Below are 19,654 nucleotides of genomic sequence, written 5' to 3'. Positions count from 1 at the left end.
TCCGACGAATACACGTCAGATTACCTCTTCAAGTTAACCAAAATATCCATCAGCTCGGAGCCGGTCTGGAATACCTTCGAATTGGCAGTGTAGCTGCGTTGCGACTCGATCATCGCCGTCAGTTCTTCGCCGATGTCGACATTGGACGCTTCGAGTGCACCGGAGCGAATAGCCCCGAAGCCGCCCTCGCCGGCAAAGCCGAGATAGACGTCGCCCGAGGTCGTGCTCTGGCTGTAGACGTTGCCGCTTTCAATGCTGAGTTCGTCGGGGCTGCGGACATTGGCCAGCGGGATTCGGTAGAGTTCCTGCAGCGTCCCGTTCTCGTATTGCGCAAAGACGGTGCCGTCGCCGTCGATTTTGACCTCCTTCATCGCACTCGCGGCGCTGCCGTTCACATTGGCGTCGCCCGGGATGTAACCAGCCGAAAGCTGACTGAGATTGGAAAGGTCGAGGTCCAGAATTTCGCCGCCGGGAACCTGGATCTGAAGACTGTCCGGGCTGCCCGCGGCGAGCTTACCCGACGTGTCGAACGTGAACGTATCCGTGGCGAGCGCCGCCGAGCCGTAGGGAAAGCCGGTCTGGCTGGTGCCGTCGGCCTGGTTGAAGACGGTGATTTCCCACTCATTGGCCGCCGTCTTGGAGAAGTAGATGTCGAGCAGAACCTCGCCGCCGAGGCTGTCATAAGTGACGATCGAGGTCTTGTTGGTGAATTGCGAGCCGGCGCCGTTGGTCGAGGGCAGATCACCCGCTGCCACGATATCCGCGCCCGCGGGAAGATTGGCCGAGAAAGTGCCGAAGGTACTGGGGATCGCAGTCAGCGCCTGCTGGATCACGCGGATCGGCTCCAGGCCGGCGAAGGAATTGCCGACAGGGGTAGGAGTTCCGTTCTCGAAGCTGTAACCCATCAGGTAGAAGCCGGCAGCATTGACCAAGCGGCCCTCGTCGTCGGGCACGAACGATCCGGCCCGGGACAGAAAAGGCTGGCCCGCGGTGTCCTGGACAACGAAGAAGCCGTCGCCATAGATCGCCAGGTCGGTCGCCGACGGGGTGTATTGGATGACGCCCTGGCGGCTGATCGCGGCGCGAACGTTGGAAACCACGCCGCCCGAAGAATAGGTTCCGGTTCCGCCGCTCGACACCACGAGCGTGGAGAACTCGGTCATCGACTTCTTGTAGCCATTGGTGTTGGCGTTGGCGATGTTGTCCGCAACGGTGCCGAGCCGGTTGGACTGTCCCTGCATTCCGGACACGCCGGTCCGCATCATTCCGTAGAGGCTCATTGCAACTTCTCCTCGTGGTCAGCGCCGCTGCCATTGAGGCTATCGTTCGTGACTTGCGCGAAACTGTATTGGTGCCGTGGGAAGCAGGTCGTCAGCACAGCGCGGGACGCGAAACGCTTCCCGCGCTCTGCCATCAGACGTTGAGCCGATAGCCGAGGAACCGCTTCGAATCGATCGGATCGAAGCCGAGCTTTTCCCGCAGCTTCTTGCGAAGCTTGCTGACATGGCTTTCGACCACGTTTTCCTCGACCTCGTCGTCGAAAATGCCGTAGATCGCGTTGAACAACTGCGTCTTGGTCACCCGGCGTCCGCGATTGTTGGCCAGATGCTCGAGGATGCGCCGTTCCCGACGCGGCAGCGGCAATGGCGTGCCGTCGATCTCGGGATCCTTGCCGTTCGTGTAGATTCGCAGGTTGCCGATCTCGGCATAGGGCTCGTCCTCCTGCGCGCGGCGACGGATCGCCGCGATGCGCGCGAGAAGCTCGCGGATATGCACCGGCTTGCGTACGACATCGTCGACGCCGAGCTCGAACAGCTTCAGCGTGTTTTCCAGCGAGTGCTGTTCGCTGAGCGCAATCACCGGCGCTCCACAGCGTTCTCGCAATGCGCGTGGTGAGACAGGATGGTTGTCACATTCGCCGATGAGGAAAGCACCGACCGCCTTGAGGTCGTCTTCCGCCGCCGTCGATATCCACTCGCCAAACTCGCTTGCGCAGAACCCTGCGCTCGGGACGCCCTCTCTGCCGAAAAGCGAAGAATATCCCTCTTTTACTCGATCACGCTCATCCACAATCACAATCATCGGCCCGCCCTCCGAATCAGTTTTATGGTTCGCCTGGCAAAGGCGTACCTGTTGGCAGGAATCGTCGACAACCGTGATTTCTTGTATGTATCAAATCGGGATTCACGTCGGGGCAGGATGCGAATTGTCCACAGCTTGTCCACAGGGCGGCAGGATGCTGTGACACCGATCTTGGCAGCTCGCCCGGTTGCAATTACGGATTGCAGAAACGTTTCGCGTTGGCCGTCCAGCGCCCGAAGCCGGTTGCAACCATGTTGGCGATGACACGGCATACGTACCGCTTTTGCGCAGGGTCGTTGTCGGGGCCGGCATGATAGCGAGCGACAGCCATCGACCAGCTTGTATGGCGCCGCTTCAAGGTAACGAGAAAGCGCGCGGCGTAGTCGACGTTGCGGCGTGGGTCGAGCATGTCTGCCACGTCTGTGAAATGGCTGGCGTGGTAATGGTGGTTGATCTGCATGCAGCCGAGATCGATCAGTTTCGCGCCGCCGGCTCGCGCCTGCTTGAATTCACGCACCGCGTCCGTCGGACTGCGCGCGAAGACCGTGCGGCCCTCGATGTTGAGGGCGTAGGGCTGAAGGCTTCCCTTGCGGCCCGTCTCGGTCAGACCCACCGCATATAGTATGCCCACCGGGACACCGTGCTTCTGCGAGGCGCGCAGGATCTCGCCCTCACAAGGGTTCGCGGCAGATGCTTCAGATATAGATGCCGCCAGAAGAAGAGCTGGAAGCAGCCGCGCGGCCGTCGCCTTTCGCATCGTTCCTCTCGCTGTTGTCGAACTGTCTGCGGCCGGAACCCGGCTGCCCATCGTGCTGGCGTTCGGAACCCGACGAGTGCCCGGAAGCCGCGTTGCCGTCCCGCGCCGAGGCGCCGCTCTGGCCGTTGTTCGTTGCAGCGGGCTGCTGGACGATCGCGACCTCGTCGACCTTGAACCCGAGGCCGCGGAGCGAGGTGACTATTGCGTCGCGATCGGCCGAAAGGCGCTGAAATGCCTCTGCGTTCTCGACGCGAATCTCAACCCTTAGTTGCTCTCCCTCTACCCGCAGGCGCGCGTTGACGGTGCCAAGCGAGACCGGTTGCAGCTGGATTTTGAGGTCGCGCACTGGTGCGTGAAAGTGGCTTTCGGGGGCGTCTGCTGGCGCACTCGCCGCGGACGCGAACGCACGCCAATCGCCGTCGGAGGCGATAATTCTTGCAAGAGCCGTTCCCGTCTGGCCCGATTGAGCCGGCGCGATGCCGACATGATTGGCTTCCGAGATCACGGTGACCCTGACGGGCAGGCTGTCCTTGACTTCAGCAGTGATGGAAGTGGTGATTTTCGCGACGATGTTGTCGGCGTCACCGGTTGGCTTTCTGGTGCTGGCCGCGTCCTTACCGTCATCTCCGCCAGCGACAGTTTCGGGGTTGTTGGCCGCCGCGCGTGCGAGGCCGTCGGGTTCCCCCCGGGTTACGCCGGGCTGCGCGCGCGGCGCTTCCTGTGCGCCGCGCCTGTCCGTGAGTGCCTGTCCGAGCGTGGTGATGGCTCCTGCGGCCGACAGTGTCGCCACATCCTCGGCGCCTTGCTCGAGTTCTTCTTCGCCCAGGCTTTCGTCGTCGCCCTGTTCGCCGACCGCCTCGTCTACCGGAGTGTCGGTCTCGCCTTTCTGACCAAGCACGATCCGCATCGATGCGCTCGCCTGCGCCGTGAGCAGGAAGGGAACCTGCGCCCTGCTGGTCGTGCCGTCCTGAGCGGCCCCATCCTCATTGTTGGTGGCGGTTCCGACGCGCCGATCCGGCTCGCGCTCGTCCGGTTTGTCAGGCTGTCTCTCGGCAGCGATGGAGCGTCCACCGTCCGAGGCCTTCTTGCGGCCATCCAGTACGCCTGAGAAGCCCTCGCCATCCTTACCCTTGTTGCTGGAACCGGCAGGGGTCCTTGGCGCTGAGGGTGCCGGAAACGATCCGACCGCTTCGGTCATTTGAGTTCCCTTTCGTCGGCTGCCTCAAGCATCTTGTCGATCGCGTCGAGCTTGCTGCGTACCGAACTGACCAGCCCTGCGTTCCTTGAAGTGCCCTCGTCGGGCGGTCCGGCGGGGCGGCCGTCGCTGGCGGGCGTTCCGCCGTTTTCGATCATGTCGGCGATCTGTTTTTCCGCGGATTTCGTCGCCTTTTGCGGATTTTCCGTTTCCGGAGCTGACATTTCCGCGGTCTTTTCGGCCGGTATTTCGTCCTCGTCGGCTTTCGCGGAGCTGGCGTCGATCTCGGCAACGGCTGGCAGGGGCGCGGGCGGCGAGAGCATCTCGTCGGCGATCGCGCGCGCGGCAAGGAACAGGCGCCGGTCGCGCGGCGACAGCTTCGAAGGGTCGACCTTTTCGAGGCTGGCCACCACTTCGCGTGCGTTTTCAGCGGTGATCGAGGCCAGCGCGGCATAAAGCGTCGCGCGCGGGTCTTCGGGCGAGTGGGCCATGCGCGCGACCTCGCGCGCCTTTTGCGACGCGAAGGCGGAGCGCTGGACCTGACCCTTTATGGTGCTGCGCCGGGCAAGGCGAAGGTAGATCGCTTCCTGCTGGGCCGGGCGCATCAGCGAGACGATGCCGTCGATCCGTTCGGCGTCGATACGGTCGCCGAAGGTCACGAGGCCCTCGACGAAGGCGTCGGCGAATTCGCTGGCATAGGGTGATGCAAGGAAGCGGCGGACGTAGCGCTCCACCGTCGTCATGAAGCGGTCTGGTTGGTCAAGCGCGATGCTGGCTGGAAGCGAGCGGCGAAGCGCCGCCTCCTCGACCAGCGTGCCGGGTGCCAGAAGGCGCGCCTGATCCATGAAACCGACCGCCGTGCCGGGCTGCCGGAGAGCGATGATGGAGCCCTTGACCAGGGCCAGGTAGGCGCCGACCTCGGGCTCCAGCGACATCGGATCGAGCGCGGCTAGTTCCTCGGCCGCCTTCGGCAATTGCCCGCGCATATAAGCGAGCACACCCTGGCCGAGCGAGCGGTCGCTGCCCTCCGGCACCAAGCGCGACAGCACGATGTCGAGCGTGTCGGGATTGCCGCCGCTCATGGCATAGACCATCAGGGCGGTGAAGTTGCGCCGGTCCGTGAATTCTTCCTTGGTCACCGTGCGAAAGCGCTCGTCGGTCAGCTCGAGCAGCTTGCGCTGCATCGGCAGAGCCGCATGATCGCCGCGCGCCAGCCGATCCTGCACAAGCTGCAGTGATCGGACCATCTTGAACGGTTCCATCGCCGCGCCCTGGCCGGCCGCCGGCGCGATGGCGGTGCCAAGCAGAAGTGCGGCCAGGACGGCCCGAAGCATCATCCCTTAGTCTCCAGGAATATCTCGATCCGACGGTTGCGGTCGTCAAAGGGCTTCTCGGGCACCTTGAGTTGCCTGTCGGCGTAGCCCGCCACTTCCCTTACCCGCTTCTCGTCCAGGCCGCCGCGCACCAGCATGTAGTAAGCGGAGTGCGCTCGCGCGGTCGAAAGGCGCCAGTTGTCATAGTCCTTGCTCTTGAAGGGGCGGCCATCAGTATGGCCGTTGATGGTAATTGCGCCGTTGTGGCCATTGAGGATCGTTGCCACCTTCTCCATCGCCACAACCAGGTCGCGACGGGGGACGGCCGAGCCAATCTCGTACATGCCGTAGTCCAACTGGTCGGTCAGCGACACCATCACGCCTTTTTCAGTCGGCGTGACCGAGATGCCCTCGTAGATCTTTTCGTTGGTGCCGAAAGCCGCGGCCAACTCCGCGCGAATTTCCTTGGCTGCCGCTTCCGCCTCCGGGCTTACTTTTTCCGCCGTCTGCGCTGCCTCCTCGGCCTGCCCGTTGCCCTTGCCATCCTTGCCGACGCCGAGACCGGCACCGACGGCCTCCTGATCGCCTTTGCCTTGCTTGTCGCCCTCGCCATCGGCGGCGCCCTTCTTTTCGTCCTCCCCGTCCACCTGTGCGGCAAACGGATCGTCCTCGAACGCATCGTCATGGCGAATGCCGCTGCGGGGATCGGTGCCTTCCTCGGCGTTCTTGACCCGCGGCGATTCGAAAAGGTCCGGCTCGCCGGGTTCGTCCTGCTCGACCTGCTTGGACCAGAAATCCGGTGCGAACGGATCGCGATAGGATTCGCCACCCGACGCGCCGGTAGCCGCGCCCGAGGTTGCCGCGCCGCCGTCGCCCTTGGCGCTCAGATTCTGCAACTCGCCGGACTCGGCGGCGATTTCGGCCAGTACCGCGTAGGGGTCGGAGAAAAGGTGTTCGTCGGACGCGGTTTCGGAGCTTTCGCCTTCCTTTTCGCTCTTCTGGTTGCCACCGCCGCCTGCGGAAGGGCCTTCCGACTTGGCCGACTGCCGGTTTTCCTCGTCGCTCGCCGCTCCCTGCTTGTTTTGCGGTCCGGCGCCGACGTCATCGAGGCCGCGCCGGCTGGAGTTGCGGTCGACGAGCTTGATCGGGTTGAAATAGCTGGCGACGGAGACCTTGGTCTCCTCGTTGGCGGCATTTATCAGCCACATGACCAGGAAGAAGCACATCATCGCGGTCATGAAGTCGGCGAAGGCGATTTTCCACACGCCACCGTGGTGACCTTCCTCATCTCCGCCGCGACCATGCTTGACGATGATGATTTCGTGCGGATGATCCGGGCTGTTCTGGCTCACGACAGCACCTCCGCGGCCGCCTTGGACCATTCAGCCAGCCGTGTCTCGTAGACGCCCTCGTCAAGCTCGACGGTCAGATCGAGGCCGCTGGTTTCGGAAAACTCAAGCATCGAGGCGAGGTCGCCGAGCTTCTCGGTCAAGGGCTCGTAGAGGGATAGCGGGCCACGCACCTTCACCCGCACCGTGCCGGCCTCGCGAATAGCGGTTCTGATGATGTTGCCGAGCTGTTCGACCGAGCGCTGCTGCAGGTCTTCGGTCAGGATCGTGCCGAGGATTCGGCTCATCACTTCCGCCGTAAGGTCCAACAAACGACCTTCCGTGGCACCGAAGCTGGCCTCGATCCGGGTAGCCAGTTCCTCGCCCAGCCGCTGGTTCAAAGCCTCGACCTCGCCAGCATGGCTTTCGCGCTCGGCCGCGAGCCTCTCCTCGTGCTCCGCCTCCAGGCGCGCCGCAAATTCTGCTTCGGCTTTGGCCACCGCTTCGGCGACGATCGCATCGATGTCAGGGGCGGGGTCGCCGGTCTCTGCTGCCTCGACGGGTTGCGCCCGCTCGAAGGCGGGGAACTCATCGACTGCGCGGACCTTCGGCTCGTCGCGCTTGCCGAAATCGATCAGCACGTCGGCAAGTGAGAGAAGTGCCATCAGCCAGCCATCGCCTCCGCCGCGGTCTCACCCTGGGTCCACTTGCGCAGGATCGCCGCGGTGCGCTCTTCGTTCAGGTCGACCATCTGGGCCAGGCGCTCCTGCGGCGCCGGGCGCAAGCGCATCTTCAGCTCCTCCATGACGTCGTTTTCACTCGGCTCCATTTCGGCCAAGGGATCCGGCAGCGCAATGTTGTCGAGCGGCGAGCCGATCGAAAGCTGCAGGTCGTCGAAGCTCGGAATATCCGCCTCGTCAGTTTTTGTCAGCATGCCGGCGAGCGGCCGCAGACCGAACCAGGAGACGAGGAAAACGACCACCACGAAGGCGAGCGCGTTGATCATCGAGCCAGTGTATTGCGCGGCGATCTGGAGGTAGCTCGGTGCCGAAGCCGCCTCGGCTTCGGCCTGGTCGACGAAGGAGAGCGCCGTCACCGAAACCTTGTCGCCGCGCTCCTCGTCGAGTCCTGCCGCGGTGGCCACGACTTCGCGAATCTCGGCGATGCGGGAGGCGATCATTTCCGGTGTTGCGCCCTCGCCGATGACGGAGGCCAGGCGTTCCTGGTTCACCACGACGGCGATCGACATCTTCGAGATCGAGTAGCCATTGCTGACGGTCGCGACCCGCTTGGAGTTCAGCTCGTAATTGGTGATTTCCTCGCGACGTTCGCGCTCCTCGACCGATTGCGGCGTTGCGCCGGCCGCATCCTGCTCGTCAGGCAGATTTTGCTCGACAGTTGCCGGCGCGGCGGTCGTGCTCTGGTTGGAGTTATCGTTCTCGCGGATCACCTGGATTGACCGTTCGACGCGCGAATCGGGATCGAAGATGGTTTCTTCGATCTGCCTGCTGTCGGTGTTGACCACGGCCTTGACACTGGCGCGAAAGTTCTCATGGCCGAGATAGGGCGCCAGCGCACGGTAGATGTTGTCGGAAATCTGGCTTTCAACCGTGCGCTGGATCGAGATCGACCGGTTCAGCGAGCTGGTGGTGGGATCTTCGCCGGCGGCCAAGAGCGAGCCGTCGGCGTCGAGCACGGTGACGTTGTCCGCGGTCAGTCCGGGTACGGCTGCGGCGACCAGATGACGGATCGACATCGCACTCTGGATAGCATCGATGCCTCGGGTGCGGATGACAACCGATGCGGTGGGCTTCTGCTCCTCGCGGCGGAAATTCGCCTGTTGCGACATGACGATATGGACACGTGCGGACTTGATGCCGGAGATTGACTGGATGGTGCGCGCGATTTCGCCCTCGAGCGCCCGAACGCGGGTGATCTCCTGCATGAACGAGGTCAGGCCCAGCGAGCCGACATTGTCGAAAAGTTCATAGCCCGCATTGGCGCTCGCCGGCAGACCCTTTTCGGCCAGGATCATGCGCGCGCGGCCAGCCTGTCCGGCCGACACCATGACCGAACTGCCTTCGGCCCCGATATCGTAGGTCAGACCGGCTTCGCCCAGGACGACGCCGATCTTGGTCACGTCGCCCCGGTCGAGGCCGATATAGAGCGTCTCCATCGCCGGCCGATTGAGATAGATCGATCCAACGGTGATCACCGCCAGAACCAGCGCGGCCATGCCGCCCATGATCATCAGGCGCTGCGCTCCCAGAGCCTTAAGGTTCTCGATGATGGTCTGGAGTTGTTGAGGCAAAGGTCGTCATCCCCGAAGAAAGAGGCTCGGGGAGACTAGAGGTCGAAGCTTGCGCGTAGCATGAAATCGGGCCGCGCCCTGAAGGACGCGGCCCGAGATTTGCCCCCGCCCGGCGCCGGAGCGCCGGTGTTCCGCTTAGCGGAAGAGCGACAGGATGGTCTGCGAGTTGGAATTCGCCATCGACAGGGCCTGGATGCCCAGCTGCTGCTGGACCTGGAGCGCCTGGAGACGGGTCGATTCCTTGTTCATGTCGGCATCGACCAGAGTGCCAACACCCTTGTCGATCGTGTCCATGAGGTTGCCCACGAACTCCGACTGCAGGTCGATGCGCTTCTTGGCGGCACCGAGGTCGGAAGCCGCCGTCGTCATGCGGCCGATGGCGTGATCAACACCAGAGATGTAGTTTTCCAGCGTGGTCAGGTCGGCAGCACTGTTGGTCAGAGCCGAAATGTCCAGGGTCGCCACGGTGAAACCACCTGCCGACTGGTCGGCAAGAAGGGCGCCGGTCGCGGCGTCGTAGCGGCCGTCGAGGATGCCGGTACCAGCTGCCGCGGCGTCGGCCGCGGAGTCGAACAGCTTCGTGCTTGCCGTGTCGACAGAGATCGTTCCGACCGAAACCGTGCCATCGGAGGCGCGGGTAAAGGACGACACGATCGTCTTTGTGGCGCTGTAGCCGGCGGCGGCGGAGTCCACCGAAAGCCAGTTCTCGCCCGAGAAGGTCGCGGCGGCCGCGTTGCTGGTCAACTGACCCTGAAGCGCGGCGATCTCCGACTGGATCTTGGTGCGATCGACGCCCGGTTCGCGGGCGGCAACCAGCTTCGACTTGATCTCGTCGACGACGTCGATCGCAGAGTTGATGCCGGTGTAGGCGACATCGACCTTGGCGGCGCCGAGGCCGAGCGCATCCTGGACGGTCGAAAGGGCCTTGTTGTCCGAACGCATGGTGGTTGCGATCGACCAGTAGGCGGCGTTGTCGCTTGCCTCGCCAACGCGGAAGCCGGTAGCGATGCGGCTCTGGGTGGTTTCGAGAGCCTTGTTGGTGGCCTGGAGGGTCTTGAGCGCGGTCATGGCCGACGCATTTGTCATGATACTCGACATGGGTGTCCCCTTACAAAACGCAGTTACTCGACATACCGGACTTCACCGGTAAGACGGCTCGGCATCATGCCAATCGAGCACCCGAAACGCGGGCAACGACCCGTCCTGCGACAAAAAAGTCCCGACCTTTATAGGGCCGGGACATTTTGATTCAGTTAATTGAGGATAGACGGTCGGTTAACCGTAAAACTAGCCTCGGAAGAGCGACATGATCGACTGCGAATTCTGGTTCGCAATCGACAGCGCCTGGATGCCGAGCTGCTGCTGGACCTGAAGGGCCTGCAACCGGGTCGACTCCTTGTTCATGTCGGCGTCGACCAGGGTGCCGACCCCCTTGTCGATCGTGTCCATGAGGTTCGACACGAACGTCACCTGCATGTTGATACGCTTCTTCACGGCACCGAGATCGGAGCCTGCGGTCGTCATGCGGGTGATGGCGTCGTCAACGCCGGAGATGTAGTTTTCCAGCGTGGTCAGATCCGCGGCACTGTTGGTCAGGGCCGAGATGTCGAGGTCCACGACGCGGAAACCGCCCGCCGACTGGTCGGCGAGAAGGGCGCCGGTCGCTGCGTCGTAACGGCCATCGAGGATGCCGGTGCCGGCAGCCGCAGCGTCGGCCGCGGCGTCGAACAGCTTCATGCTGACCGTGTTGACGGTGATGGTGCTGATCGACACCGAACCGTCTGCGGCGCGCGAGAAGGACGCCACGATCGACTTCGAGGCATTGTAGTTGCCGGCAGAGGAGTCCACCGACAGCCAGTTCTCGCCCGAGAACGATGCGGCCGCGGCGTTGCTGGTCAGCTGCCCCTGAAGTGCTGAGATCTCCGACTGGATCTTGGTGCGATCGACGCCCGGCTCGCGGGCGGCAACCAGTTTGGCCTTGATCTCGTCGACGACGTCGATCGCGGCGTTGATACCGTTATAGGTGACGTCGACCTTGGCAGCGCCGAGGCCGAGGGCATCCTGGACGGTGGAAAGTGCCTTGTTGTCCGAACGCATGGTGGTAGCGATCGACCAGTAGGCGGCGTTGTCGCTGGCTTCCGCAACGCGGTAGCCGGTGGAGATGCGATTTTGGGTGGTTTCGAGGGCCTTGTTGGTGGCCTGAAGGGTCTTGAGCGCGGTCATAGCCGCGGCATTGGTCATGATACTCGACATGGGAACTGTCCCCTACTGAACTGTCACAAACTTACTGAACAGGGACATACCGGACTCAACCGGTAAGACGGTTTGGCATCATGCCAGTCGACACCCTTCAGTCAGGCCGCCGATCCATCCTGCTTAACCATGTTCTGACAGACAAAATTTACCAAACCGATAATTTTTCGGCCGATTTCGCGGGAAATGGCTAACGAATTCTTACCCGCCGCCCGGTGTTTGGTGGCATGCCGAGAAAGGACTTGGATGAAAGGTAGCCTTTGCTGCCGACGCTCAGTTGAAAGAGCGCACCAGGCTGCCGACTAGCAGGTTCCAGCCATCGATCAGCACGAAGAACAGGATCTTGAACGGCAACGAGATCACGGTTGGCGGCAACATCATCATGCCCATCGCCATCGTGACCGTTGCCACGACCAGGTCGATGACCAGGAACGGCAACACGATCAGGAAGCCGATCTCGAAGCCACGCCTGATCTCGGAGATCATGAACGCCGGGACCAATACCCTCAGGTCGACCTGTTCGCCGGCGACGACATTCTGGCCGCGTTCGCGGGCGAGGTCGGCGAAAAGGTTGAAGTCGGTCTGCCTGACGTTGGCGAGCATGAAGTCGCGGAAAGGGTCGGCGATGCGCTCCATCGCCTGGGTTTCGCTGATCTCGTTGTTGACCAGCGGGCGCACGCCATTGTTCCACGCACTGTCGAAGGTTGGCGTCATGACGTAGAAGGTCATGAAGAGGGCAAGGCTGATCAGGATGATGTTGGCCGGCGTGGTTTGCAGGCCTATGCCCGCCCTGAGGATCGCGAAGACGATCACGAAGCGGGTGAAGCTGGTCACCATGATGAGGAGACCCGGCGCGACCGACAGGATCGTCAGCAGGCCGAAAATCTGGATGATGTAGCCGATCGTGGCGCCGTCGGCCTGTCCGGCGATCTGACCCAGGTCGAGTCCTTGCGCGCCAGCCGTCCCGACCGAGGCCAGCAAGAGAACGAAAAGGGCCGCGATCGTTCTCATTCGAAGAGCAGGGTCCGTATGACGAGTTCGCGCGCCAGGCCGTTGCTGCGGATATGTGCGCGTTCCTCGAGGTCGGTCTTCAGATGCTGGAAACCGCTGGCGCCTTGGACCTGCTGAAGCGTGACGGTGCGCATATAGGCCAGAATATCCTGGTGAATCTGGCGAACGAGCCCCGCGTCCGGCGGCGCCGCAAACACCATCGAGAGTTCCATGCGCACCCAGATGTCGGCGGGCGCGCTCAAATTGGTCGTAACGGGGTCCAAAGCGACCAGGCGCGGTGCAGGTTTGTCGTCCTCTGCGCTACCCGTCTCGCCCTCGTGGCTGTCGGTCTCGGCCGGTGCTTCCGGCGTGCCGCTTTCGACGATCACCTTCGCCGTCTCGGGTTGTGCCGTGGTTCCCGACTTCAGATAGGCGCCGGCAAACCAGCCGCCACCGATTGCGAGGAAGGTCAGAACGGCGAATACGGCAAGCTGTATGATCAGGGATGGTCCCTTCTTGCCTTCGTCCGTGTTGTCGGCGTTTGCGAGGGACATTGCCGGTTTCGTCAGAACGGGGAGATGATGTCGAGCAACTGATGCCCGTAAGGAGGTTGCTGGACCTCGGTCAGACGGCCGCGACCGCCATATGAAATGCGCGCCTCCGCTATGCGTTCATAGGGTATGGTGTTGTTGGCGCTGATGTCGGCCGGCCTCACAATGCCGGCGATTGTGAGGATTCGGAGCTCGGCGTTGACCCGGACTTCCTGCGAGCCCCGGATCATCAGGTTGCCGTTCGGAAAGGTTTCGGTGACGACCGCTGCGACGGAAAGGCGGATGTTTTCAGAACGCGCCGTCGCGCCGGAGCCGGCGGCGGTCGAGCGCGAGTTGATGTCGACGTCCGCTGCACCGGATTGGCCAACACCGCCCCATTCGTAGCCGCCCGCCAGCCCCAGGGTGCGATTTGTGGTTCGGGTGCGGTCGGATTCGTTGTTGAGGATCGCCTTGTCGTTGATCGAAATGAAGACGGTCATGATGTCGCCGACGGAAAGTGCGCGCGCGTCCTCGTAGAGCTGGCTCTGCGTGTCGTCCCACAGGGAAAAGCGCTTCACCGGGGCGGCTGGCGGTTCCGGATAGGCGTGAACCGCGCTGCTGCCCTGGTCAAGGCCGGAGCCCACCGGCGATAGGCCTGGCGCGCGCCCGATCTCGCTCAACTCGCCAGCGCAGCCGGAGAGTGCGATCGCGGCGGCCGCGAAGAACAGGTTTCGATTCATGTCGGGTTCTCGGACTTGGCGACGTCGGCGATGATGCTCGTGAGCCTGGCCGCGGCGCGGGCTTCCATTTCGTTCAGGATCACGCCGGCCTGGCGATGGTTGAGCTTGAGCACGATGGCGGCGGCCAGCATGGCGTCCATCTTTTCCAGCCGCTCTGCGGCTGCATCGGGGCGCATGCGCGCGTAAATGCCGACGATGCTGTCTTCGGCGCTGTCGATGACCTGTTCGCGCCGCTTGAGCCAGTCTTCGTATTCGGCCCGTTTGGCTTCCAGCGCCGCGATGCGGTCATCGATCTCCGTGCGCAGCTTTTCCAGTTCCTGCGCCTGTACCGCGTAGCGGCGGTCGCGCGCGGCATCGATGATGTTGGCACAGAACTCGCGGACCTCGTCGGTGAGGCGGGTAGGCACCTTGCGGGCCTGGGCGAAGGAGTCGGAGACGGCGAACGCACCAGAGGCGAAACACAGGCCGGCGAAGGCGATCGCCAATAGCCCCTGCTTCGCCCTTCTCCTGTCAGTCGTGAAGCGTCGTTGCGGCATGGTCGCTCCCTACTGCAGCACCAGTTCCGCCTGCAGCGCACCCGCGGACTTGATGCCTTGCAGGATGGCGATGATGCCGTCCGGCTTGACGCCGATGCGGTTCAGGCCGGCGACCAGTGTCTGCAGATCCGGTCCGTCAAGGAGGGCGACGCGAGCGTCGTCCTGCTGCGCGTCGATGATTGTCGCCGGCTCCTCTGCGGTCTCGCCGCGAGAGAAGGGTGCCGGCTGCACGACCTTGGGCTGCTCGGTGATGCGCACGGTGAGGGCGCCGTAGCTGACCGCCACCTGCGATATCTTCACGTCCTGGCCGATGACGATGGTGCCGGTGCGCTCGTCAATGACGACCCGCGCCGGAGAATCGGTCTGGATGATCAGGTTCTCGAGCTCGGCGATGAAGCGCGCACCGGAGATGCCGTTCGGTTTCTTGATCAGGATGGTGCGTGAATCCTGCTCGCTGGCGGTGCGCTTGCCGAACCGGCTCGCGGTATATTCATTGATAGTGTCGGTGACGCGCACCGCGGTCGAGAAGTCCGGATTGCGCAACTGCATCGTGAGGACGGCGTCATCGTTGAAGCGGGCCTCGACCTGACGCTCGACAATGGCGCCGTTGGGCACGCGGCCGGACGTTGGTACCCCCTTGGTCAGGGTCTCGGCGTCGCCCTGTGCGGTAAAGCCGGACACGAAGACTGGCCCCTGGGCCACGGCGTAGATTTCGCCGTCGGGGGCGCGCAGCGGTGTCATGACCAGGGTGCCACCCGCCAGCGAGGTGGCGTCGCCCAGCGAGGACACACTGACGTCAATGCGCGATCCGGACTGCACGAAGGGCGGCAGGTTGGTGGTCACGATGACCGCGGCGACGTTCCTGGCACGCGCTCTGCCATCCTCCATCGCAATGCCGAGATTGCGCAGCATGGCCCGAATCGACTGTTCGGTGAAGGGCGAGTTGCGCAGGCCATCGCCGGTGCCCTGCAGGCCGATGACGAGGCCGTAGCCGATCAGCTGGTTGTCCCGGGCCGTCTGCAGCGTCGCGATGTCCTTGATGCGCGAGGCCGGGCCGGTGGCGGGGGGCAGGGCGGACGGGCCGCCGGCCGCAGCAATATTCACATGCCGCATGTCGCCGCCGGCATAGCTGCCGCCGTCGGTGTAACCGTCAGCAAGATCGCCACCCGACATGGCAGGAGCCGTCAAGCCGAACGATACAAGTGCGAGCAGGGCGAGGCGGCGGATCATATGGCGCCGACCCGGATGGAGCCGTCGGCCAGCACGATGCCGCTGAAAACCGAGCCGGAATCGGCGTTGCGGACCTTGACCAAATCGCCGACAGCGCCTGGCTGGAGCGGAATGCCGATCGTCGAGATTTCCAGCCCGCCGTGCACGTAGCTCACGGCAACGGGGGAGCCCGCCTCGACGACATATGCTTCCCGCACCGAGCTGACCGGGATCAGCTTGCCGGGCAGGAGGGTGCGCTTGGCAACCTTTCCGGCAATCTCGTCGGGATGACGGGCGATCGTGGTAAAGATGCGGTTGCTGCGGCGCAGCGTGACCTCGGACAACGAGCCGGCATCGATTGTTTCGCCGGGATAGATGACATGACGGGCCACCACCGCCATCTCCTGTGCCGCGGCCGTGCAAACGGCACCCGCCGCCATGATGGCGGCGAGGAGAAAGATGCGGAGGCGTGGGAAGCGCATGGGCGTTACCTGATGCTTTGGGTGACCACCGAGGCCATTTCGTCGGCCGCCTTGATGACCTTGGAGTTCATTTCATAGGCGCGCTGCGCCGAGATCAACTCGGTGATTTCCTTGACCGGATCGACGTTGGAGTTTTCCAGATATCCCTGTTCGATCACCGCGAAACCCGGATCACCCGGCACGCCGACATTTGCCGCGCCGGAGGCTGCGGTTTCGCGGAACAGGTTGTCACCGAGTGGTGCCAGCCCCGCTTCGTTGGCGAAGGTTGCCAGTGTCAGTTGGCCGAGTTCCTGCAGTTCAACCTGGTCGTCGAGGCGGGCAAAGACCTGGCCGGACTTGTTGACGATCACTTCGACGGTTTCGGCCGGGAAGACAATGTCGGGGACGATGCGAAAGCCGTCGGCGGTAACCAGTTCGCCATTGGCGTTGGTATTGAAGGCTCCCGCGCGGGTATAAAGAGGCTGCCCGTCGGCGCCCTCGATCTGGAACCAGCCCGGCCCGACCAGTGCCAGGTCGAACCTGTTGCCGGTGCTGGCAAGCGAACCCTGCATGTGGACGTTGCGCACCGAGGATGCCTTGACGCCGAGGCCGATGCTCGCACCCTCCGGAACGATGCTCTGGTCGGCTCGATTGGGCACGCCCTGCAGGCGCTCGACCTGGTAGAGGAGGTCGGAAAACTCCGCTCGGGCGCGCTTGAAGCCGGTCGTGTTGATGTTGGCGATATTGTTGGCAATCACTTCCAGATTGAGCTGCTGGGCGTTCATGCCGGTCGCGGCAATGGCAAGGGCTTTCATCGCTGGTCCTCAGATCGCCATTCGGCTGATTTCGAGATAGGCGGTCACGATCTTGTCGCGGATCGAGATCGCCGCCTGGAGAGACTGCTCGGCGCTCATGACGGCATCGACCACATCGCGCGCCTGAATCTGCCCGCCCTGGAGGGCATGAAGGGAAAGGGCTTCGGCCCGCTCCATCGAGGCGACGGTGCGCGTTCCGGCTTGCTCGACCGCGGCCGCGAAGGAGGTCGCACCGGAAACTGGAGCGACCGGCGGCTTGATGCCGGCGGCGTCACCCAGGCCATTGCCGAATGAGGTCTGGTTGATGCTGTCGATCAGGCCAAGTCCTGCGATCATGTCGCCCTCAACAGGTCAATGGTCATCGAGATCAGCTGCCGCGCCTGCTTGATGACCTGCAAATTCGCCTCATATGAACGGTTGGCCTCGCTCATGTCGGCCATTTCGATGATCGGGTTGACGTTGGGCATCTTGACGAAGCCATCCTCGTTTGCCGCCTGGTGATTGGGCAGGTACTCGATCGGGAATTCGGAGCGATCGACATCAACGGACTGCACACGAACGAAAGCCCCACCATTGTCGCGATCAAGCGCCGACGTGAAGGTTACTGTCTTGCGCTGGTAGGGGTCGCTGCCCGGTGTCGCACCGGTCGACTGCGCGTTGGCCAGGTTTTCCGACACCACACGCAGCCGCTCTGACTGAACCCCCAGTCCGGAAGAGGCCACTTGAAGGGCCACGGAAAGCGGATCGATTGCCATCAGCTTCTCGTCGTCATCATGACCATGCGGTGAAACGCCTTGACGATCGCGGTGTTCAGCTCGAAGGCGTGGCGGATCTCGCCAGATTTGGCGAGTTCCTGCTCGATCGTCACCGAATTGCCGGAGGGGGACGTTGTCTCGATCTCGTCGGCACGGATGTTGAAACCTTCGCGTGCGGCCCCGATCGGCATGTGCCCGACACGGGTCGGCGACAGCTGCAGCTTGCTGCTTTCAAGCACACGTTCGAAAGGCACAACATCGACCGCCTCGTAGCCGGGCGTGTTCATGTTGGCGATGTTGCCCGCCACGGCGGATTGGCGCACGGAGAGCCAACGCGCCTGCTGTGCCGCCAGATCGAACAGACTTACCGGTTGCATCTTAATTCCCTTGCTCGAAGGGAATCCTAGGCAGGCAGTCTTGCGCGGAACTTGCGCGACCGGTCAGTTGGCGATCTCGACCACACGGTCGTCGCTGGTACGCAGCACCCACTTGCCCGATTGCTGCTCGATCGCCACCACGCGCGTGTTGTCGGGCAATATGGAGCCCCGTTCCACGACCCAGAAGCCTCTGGCATCCTGGATCATGGCGCGACCGTTGGCGACGTGAACCAGCGCATAGGAAGGTTCGCGTTTCGGAAAGGGCTGTACGCTTCCGGTGGTGTCGGGCGAATCGAGGCGGTCGCGGACCGTCCCGGTAGGCACGAAGTCGAGGGGGAGTTCGGCGACCTCTTCCGGGCTCAGCCGCCGCGGTTTCCACTCCACCTGATGGGTGTAGAAAGGCCCGGAAAGGTCGGAGTCGCGTTCCACTTCCTCGAAATTGACGACCCGAACTCCGAACTGTTCCTGATTGAAGAAGACATACCAGGGGAAGGTGAAGCTGGCCGCTCCCAGGCCGAGTCCGAGGCCGGTCAGGACAGCATCGCCGATCTTGAAGCGCCCCTTTTTGCCGCCTGCGTTTCGTGAGGTTTTGCCGGGCGCGGCAGCCTTGGAGGACGCGCGAGGCGGCGTGCCTGCGAGGGAGGGTTCCCCGGCGATCGGCTTGCGGCCGCGAAACGGGTGCCAGCTAGCCATTGGCGGCCTCCTGGTTCTTCAGCCTGCTGGCCAGTTCCGCGAACGGGTCACGGCTTGGACCGTCCTGCGGCGTCTGCGTAAGTGCGTCGTAGATGACCGGTACCTGGCGCACCGCGTTGTCGAGTTCGGCGTCCGCGCCGGCGCGGTAGGCTCCAAGCATGCGAATGTCGCGGGTCTCTTCGTAGCGCGAGATCATCGCCTTGAGCTTGGTCACCAATGCGCGCTCGCCTTCGTTCCAGGCGCGCGGGGCTAGACGCGACACCGAAGCGAGCGGGTCGACGGCCGGGTAGCGGCCCTGCTCGGCGATGGAGCGGTCGAGGACGATATGTCCGTCGAGGATGCCGCGCACCGAGTCCGCGACCGGGTCGTTGTGGTCGTCACCATCGACCAGCACGGAAATGATCGCCGTGATCGAGCCGGCACCCTTGCCACCCGGGCCGGCGCGTTCAAGCAGCTTGGGCAGGTCGGTAAAGACGGACGCAGGATAGCCGCGCGCCACGGGCGGTTCGCCGGCGCCGGTTGCGACCTCGCGCATCGCATGGGCAAAGCGCGTCACCGAGTCGAGGATGAGCAGCACCCGTTCGCCGCGATCGCGAAAATATTCGGCGACAGACATGGCGGTGCTGGAAGCGCGGCGCCGCATCATGGCGCTTTCATCGCTGGTGGCCACCACTGTGACCGTCTTCCTTATGTTGTCGGCGCCGATCGTGTCTTCCAGGAACTCACGCACCTCGCGGCCGCGTTCACCGACCAGCGCGATGATGACAGTGTCGAAGACTTGCGCGGAAGCCAGCATGGCGAGAAGCGTCGATTTGCCGACGCCAGATCCTGCAAAGACACCAATGCGCTGGCCGAGGCAAAGGGGCGTGAAGATGTCGATCACGCGGACGCCGGTCCGGAACGGCTTGGCAACACGCTGTCGGGCCAGAGCGGACGGTGTCGCCGAGGTCGACGCCGTGTTGTCAGGCGAGCCTACAACTGGCCCGAGGTCGTCGACCGGGCGCCCGAGCGCGTCGATGACGCGACCGCGCCACGAGGCGTCGGGCGTTACGCGGAATGGGCCACGGATGAAGACCGGATCAGAAATCCCTGCGTCGAAAGTGGTGTCGAAGGGCGCGACTAGCACGTCGCTGGCATTGATCTGGACGATCTCGCCGGCACACTGACCGCGGCGGCCGCGATGCTCGACGATATCGCCGAGGCGGGCATGGGCCGACAGCCCGCGCACACGGTAATGCGTTGCCGAAACCTCGCTGATCCTGCCGCCGCGCTTGACCAACATTTCGCTCTCGGCGAGGCCGCGATGGAG

At 63.4% G+C, this 19,654-nt stretch carries 22 protein-coding genes; all 22 read right to left on the bottom strand.

Going from position 1 to position 19,654, the window contains the following annotated elements:
• Positions 1-20 precede the first annotated feature (20 nt).
• Positions 21-1,280, bottom strand: coding sequence for a flagellar hook protein FlgE (locus FQ775_RS14100; RefSeq protein WP_146301352.1), 1,260 nt, complete (start codon positions 1,278-1,280; stop codon positions 21-23).
• Between the two features lie 133 nt (positions 1,281-1,413).
• Positions 1,414-2,082, bottom strand: a complete 669-nt coding sequence (locus FQ775_RS14095; protein ID WP_146301351.1) for a response regulator transcription factor — start codon at positions 2,080-2,082, stop codon at positions 1,414-1,416.
• 193 nt (positions 2,083-2,275) lie between these two features.
• Complete coding sequence (locus tag FQ775_RS14090; RefSeq protein ID WP_146301350.1) at positions 2,276-2,839, bottom strand: transglycosylase SLT domain-containing protein; 564 nt, start codon at positions 2,837-2,839, stop codon at positions 2,276-2,278.
• Positions 2,778-4,037 (bottom strand): flagellar hook-length control protein FliK, encoded by a 1,260-nt coding sequence (gene fliK, locus FQ775_RS14085; RefSeq protein ID WP_146301349.1) that lies wholly within the window; start codon positions 4,035-4,037, stop codon positions 2,778-2,780. The genes FQ775_RS14090 and fliK overlap by 62 nt, the downstream gene beginning before the upstream one ends.
• Complete coding sequence (locus FQ775_RS14080) at positions 4,034-5,371, bottom strand: chemotaxis protein MotC (protein WP_146301348.1); 1,338 nt, start codon at positions 5,369-5,371, stop codon at positions 4,034-4,036. Before FQ775_RS14080 ends, fliK begins: the two co-directional genes overlap by 4 nt.
• Positions 5,368-6,699, bottom strand: a complete 1,332-nt coding sequence (locus tag FQ775_RS14075; RefSeq protein WP_246730130.1) for a MotB family protein — start codon at positions 6,697-6,699, stop codon at positions 5,368-5,370. The genes FQ775_RS14080 and FQ775_RS14075 overlap by 4 nt, the downstream gene beginning before the upstream one ends.
• Complete coding sequence (locus FQ775_RS14070) at positions 6,696-7,340, bottom strand: hypothetical protein (protein ID WP_146301346.1); 645 nt, start codon at positions 7,338-7,340, stop codon at positions 6,696-6,698. Before FQ775_RS14070 ends, FQ775_RS14075 begins: the two co-directional genes overlap by 4 nt.
• Positions 7,340-8,986 (bottom strand): flagellar basal-body MS-ring/collar protein FliF, encoded by a 1,647-nt coding sequence (gene fliF / locus FQ775_RS14065; RefSeq protein ID WP_146301345.1) that lies wholly within the window; start codon positions 8,984-8,986, stop codon positions 7,340-7,342. Before fliF ends, FQ775_RS14070 begins: the two co-directional genes overlap by 1 nt.
• A 135-nt stretch (positions 8,987-9,121) precedes the next feature.
• A complete protein-coding gene (locus FQ775_RS14060; RefSeq protein ID WP_146301344.1) occupies positions 9,122-10,084 on the bottom strand; it encodes a flagellin N-terminal helical domain-containing protein in 963 nt (320 codons plus the stop codon).
• A gap of 189 nt (positions 10,085-10,273) precedes the next feature.
• Positions 10,274-11,239, bottom strand: coding sequence for a flagellin N-terminal helical domain-containing protein (locus FQ775_RS14055; RefSeq protein WP_146301343.1), 966 nt, complete (start codon positions 11,237-11,239; stop codon positions 10,274-10,276).
• Between the two features lie 273 nt (positions 11,240-11,512).
• Complete coding sequence (gene fliP / locus FQ775_RS14050; protein ID WP_146301342.1) at positions 11,513-12,250, bottom strand: flagellar type III secretion system pore protein FliP; 738 nt, start codon at positions 12,248-12,250, stop codon at positions 11,513-11,515.
• Positions 12,247-12,783, bottom strand: coding sequence for a flagellar basal body-associated FliL family protein (locus FQ775_RS14045; RefSeq protein ID WP_146301341.1), 537 nt, complete (start codon positions 12,781-12,783; stop codon positions 12,247-12,249). The genes fliP and FQ775_RS14045 overlap by 4 nt, the downstream gene beginning before the upstream one ends.
• Before the next feature lie 11 nt (positions 12,784-12,794).
• Positions 12,795-13,499 carry a flagellar basal body L-ring protein FlgH gene (flgH, locus tag FQ775_RS14040; RefSeq protein WP_146301340.1) on the bottom strand — a complete coding sequence of 235 codons (705 nt, stop codon included), beginning with the start codon at positions 13,497-13,499 and terminating at the stop codon, positions 12,795-12,797.
• Entirely contained in the window at positions 13,496-14,035 is a 540-nt protein-coding gene (locus tag FQ775_RS14035) for a MotE family protein (protein WP_146301339.1), read from the bottom strand. The genes flgH and FQ775_RS14035 overlap by 4 nt, the downstream gene beginning before the upstream one ends.
• A gap of 9 nt (positions 14,036-14,044) precedes the next feature.
• Positions 14,045-15,265: a flagellar basal body P-ring protein FlgI gene (locus FQ775_RS14030; RefSeq protein WP_146301338.1), complete on the bottom strand. Its 1,221-nt coding sequence runs from the start codon at positions 15,263-15,265 to the stop codon at positions 14,045-14,047.
• A complete protein-coding gene (gene flgA, locus FQ775_RS14025) occupies positions 15,262-15,726 on the bottom strand; it encodes a flagellar basal body P-ring formation chaperone FlgA (RefSeq protein WP_146301337.1) in 465 nt (154 codons plus the stop codon). The genes FQ775_RS14030 and flgA overlap by 4 nt, the downstream gene beginning before the upstream one ends.
• Before the next feature lie 5 nt (positions 15,727-15,731).
• A complete protein-coding gene (gene flgG / locus FQ775_RS14020; protein WP_146301336.1) occupies positions 15,732-16,520 on the bottom strand; it encodes a flagellar basal-body rod protein FlgG in 789 nt (262 codons plus the stop codon).
• Between the two features lie 9 nt (positions 16,521-16,529).
• Positions 16,530-16,856: a flagellar hook-basal body complex protein FliE gene (fliE, locus tag FQ775_RS23985; RefSeq protein ID WP_146301335.1), complete on the bottom strand. Its 327-nt coding sequence runs from the start codon at positions 16,854-16,856 to the stop codon at positions 16,530-16,532.
• Positions 16,853-17,269, bottom strand: a complete 417-nt coding sequence (flgC, locus tag FQ775_RS14010; RefSeq protein ID WP_146302090.1) for a flagellar basal body rod protein FlgC — start codon at positions 17,267-17,269, stop codon at positions 16,853-16,855. The genes fliE and flgC overlap by 4 nt, the downstream gene beginning before the upstream one ends.
• Positions 17,270-17,274: 5 nt before the next feature.
• Complete coding sequence (gene flgB, locus FQ775_RS14005) at positions 17,275-17,652, bottom strand: flagellar basal body rod protein FlgB (protein WP_146301334.1); 378 nt, start codon at positions 17,650-17,652, stop codon at positions 17,275-17,277.
• 63 nt (positions 17,653-17,715) lie between these two features.
• Complete coding sequence (locus FQ775_RS14000; protein WP_146301333.1) at positions 17,716-18,345, bottom strand: hypothetical protein; 630 nt, start codon at positions 18,343-18,345, stop codon at positions 17,716-17,718.
• Positions 18,338-19,627, bottom strand: coding sequence for a flagellar protein export ATPase FliI (fliI, locus tag FQ775_RS13995; protein ID WP_246730129.1), 1,290 nt, complete (start codon positions 19,625-19,627; stop codon positions 18,338-18,340). The genes FQ775_RS14000 and fliI overlap by 8 nt, the downstream gene beginning before the upstream one ends.
• Between the last annotated feature and the right edge of the window lie 27 nt (positions 19,628-19,654).

This window comes from Nitratireductor mangrovi (genome assembly GCF_007922615.2).
GTDB lineage: Bacteria > Pseudomonadota > Alphaproteobacteria > Rhizobiales > Rhizobiaceae > Mangrovimarina > Mangrovimarina mangrovi.
The sequence above is the reverse complement of the archived record's forward strand: the minus strand, read 5'-3'. Positions and strand labels throughout refer to the sequence as shown.